At 56.9% G+C, this 2,280-nt stretch carries 2 protein-coding genes and 1 pseudogene; 2 read left to right on the plus strand and 1 reads right to left on the minus strand.

The features are described 5' to 3' along the window. Window positions 1-1,295: molybdopterin dinucleotide binding domain-containing protein (locus B2W52_RS21985; protein ID WP_286804092.1), on the plus strand; the 1,295-nt coding region annotated here is incomplete at its 5' end. Window positions 1,296-1,314: 19 nt separating this feature from the next. Continuing rightward, window positions 1,315-1,776, plus strand: coding sequence for a DUF2489 domain-containing protein (locus B2W52_RS21990; RefSeq protein WP_053114227.1), 462 nt, complete (start codon window positions 1,315-1,317; stop codon window positions 1,774-1,776). Between the two features lie 336 nt (window positions 1,777-2,112). Here the strand turns inward: B2W52_RS21990 and B2W52_RS21995 are convergent. Continuing rightward, window positions 2,113-2,280: pseudogene (locus B2W52_RS21995) on the minus strand (signal transduction protein); the annotation flags it as partial.

The following is a 2,280-nucleotide window of genomic DNA, read 5'->3' on the forward strand; positions in this document are numbered from 1 at the left end:
AGCCGGCAATTGATCTGGTAGAGCTTGGCGCCATGGCCGGTCAGAAAGGTCACTTCGGCAAGCGCCACAGCCGCGTGAAGGGGCTGCCTGAATTCGGCGGAGAATACCCGGCCAGCACCATGGCCGATGAGATGTTAACCCCCGGCGATGGGCAGATCAGGGCTTTTGTCACCGTTGCCGGCAATCCCGTTCTCTCCAGCCCAAACGGCCGACGTCTGGAGGAAGCCCTGGGCGGCCTCGACTTCATGGTCTCGGTGGATTATTACCTCAACGAAACAACCCGGCATGCGGATATCATCCTGCCCCCGACCGCGGCGCTGGAACGCAGCCACTACGATCTGATTTTCAGCATGTTTGCGGTGCGCAATTTCGCCAAGTACAGCGAAGCACTGTTCGATGCCGGCCCGGGTGCCCGCCATGACTGGCAGATTCTACTGGAACTGGCCCATCGGCTGGAAAAGCTCCGGAAAGGTGGGCAACTGGCCCTGCGGGCGGAGCTCGGCTGGCGCGCCTTCAAGCAGATTGGGCCAGACCCGATCCTTGATCTACTCTTGCGATCCGGCCCCTATGGCGCTGATGCCGGGCGTGCGCGGGGCTTGCTGCAGCCTGCGGTCGATCTGGTGATGGATATCCTGCCGAAACGACATCCGCTTCGTGGACTGGCCAAGCTCAGCCCCCTGAACCGCCACTGGCAGGAGCTACCGAAAGGGCTTTCCCTGAGTGCCCTGAAGGACAACCCGAACGGCGTCGATCTGGGCCCTCTCCAGCCGTCCCTGCCTGAACGCCTGTTTACCCGCGATGGCAAGATCAACCTTGCGCCAAGGCGCTACCTGGACGACCTTGGCAGGCTGCATGAGGCCCTGGCTGCACCGGCCGGCGAGTCTCTGCAACTGATTGGCCGGCGCCACGTTCGGAGCAACAACTCGTGGATGCACAACAGTCAGCGGCTGGTTAAGGGCAAGGACCGGTGCACCCTGATGATTCATCCCAAAGACGCCAGCCGCCTGGGTTTGCAGGCCGCTGACTCGGCAGAAATATCTTCGGAATCCAGGCAGATAGTCTTGCCGGTTGAAATTACCGAGGATGTCATGCCCGGCGTGGTATCCATTCCCCATGGCTGGGGCCATGACCGCGACGGCACTGGCCAGTCAGTGGCGGCTGCCCATGCCGGTGCCAGCATCAACGACTTGCTCAGCGACGGTCGAATTGATCCGCTCTCTGGCACTTCCGTATTGAATGGACAGCCCGTTGCTGTCAAAGTCTGGCGCCCGGAGCGCCAACGCAAACGGGCCTGATTCATAAGAGGAGCTGAAAATGCCCCAGTGGCTGCAGTGGAGTCTGATTATTGCTGGTCTCATCGCCATCGTTCTGCTGGCGGTCTTCATCCGGCGTCAGATGGGGTTGCTTTCGGAAAATCGCAAACGGCAGGCCAAAGCCGAGGCGTTCCAGACCAACCGCAGACAAGACATGATCCGCAGTGTTCATGTTATTGCGATGGCGGTTGAAGAGGATCAGATCGAATACTCGGAAGCCTGCCTGAGACTCAAGGGCCTGCTCGATCACATTGCTCCGGAGTTGCTGGAGCAATCACCTTTCAGTGTATTCCAGGAAGTGCATGACCAGTTGCAGCACATGCCCACGCACCGGGCACGGCAAGCAACGGAGACAAAGTTCGTGGACAAGATGGACAAGGAACGTTTCGAAGTGGAACAGAAGCATGCCGATGCGATTCGCCGGGCCGCAACCGCTATCCGACACCACTCCTTTTCAGGTTAGAGTCAGCTATACAAGCATCCAGGAACTGGTCAGACCTTATTTTTGTAACATTTTGTAACTATTCGGTCGACAAAAAGAATAATTTAGCTCATCAAATCAAAAGGTTCTGACGCGGTGAAAAACTGACACGACGATCATTCCTTCCAGGTTACAACTGTTGACTTTTCTTTTTTCCATCAGGGTCTAAATTATAAGCAAGGGGGCACCGACCATCTGCGGCAGGTGCCACCTAACGTTGTTTTCTCCTGATAAGTTTGGACGACTCTGCAATAAAGCGGGTGAGCTTGCCGGCCTCTGAGCCGGCTTTTTTTGAATCAAAATATGGGGATGTAGACCTTACTGGCTCATCATACCGGCCATTGCCATAACGCTATCTTTATTGTGAACCAGTTCATCGAACTGTTCCTCAACCTGCCCTCGATCAAGACCCAACTCATCGAAGACTGCCTGATCAACCTCTTCACCGGCGCCGAGAGCTACACCTCGTGCCGTTAGCAACTGCCG

Origin of the sequence: Marinobacter sp. UBA2498, assembly GCF_002341575.1 — a bacterium.
Taxonomy (GTDB): domain Bacteria; phylum Pseudomonadota; class Gammaproteobacteria; order Pseudomonadales; family Oleiphilaceae; genus Marinobacter; species Marinobacter manganoxydans.

What these genes read in the sequence shown, in the direction of transcription:
- B2W52_RS21990 (WP_053114227.1), top strand. Translation starts at nt 1,315, where the DNA reads ATGCCCCAGTGGCTGCAGTGGAGTCTGATTATTGCTGGTCTCATCGCC.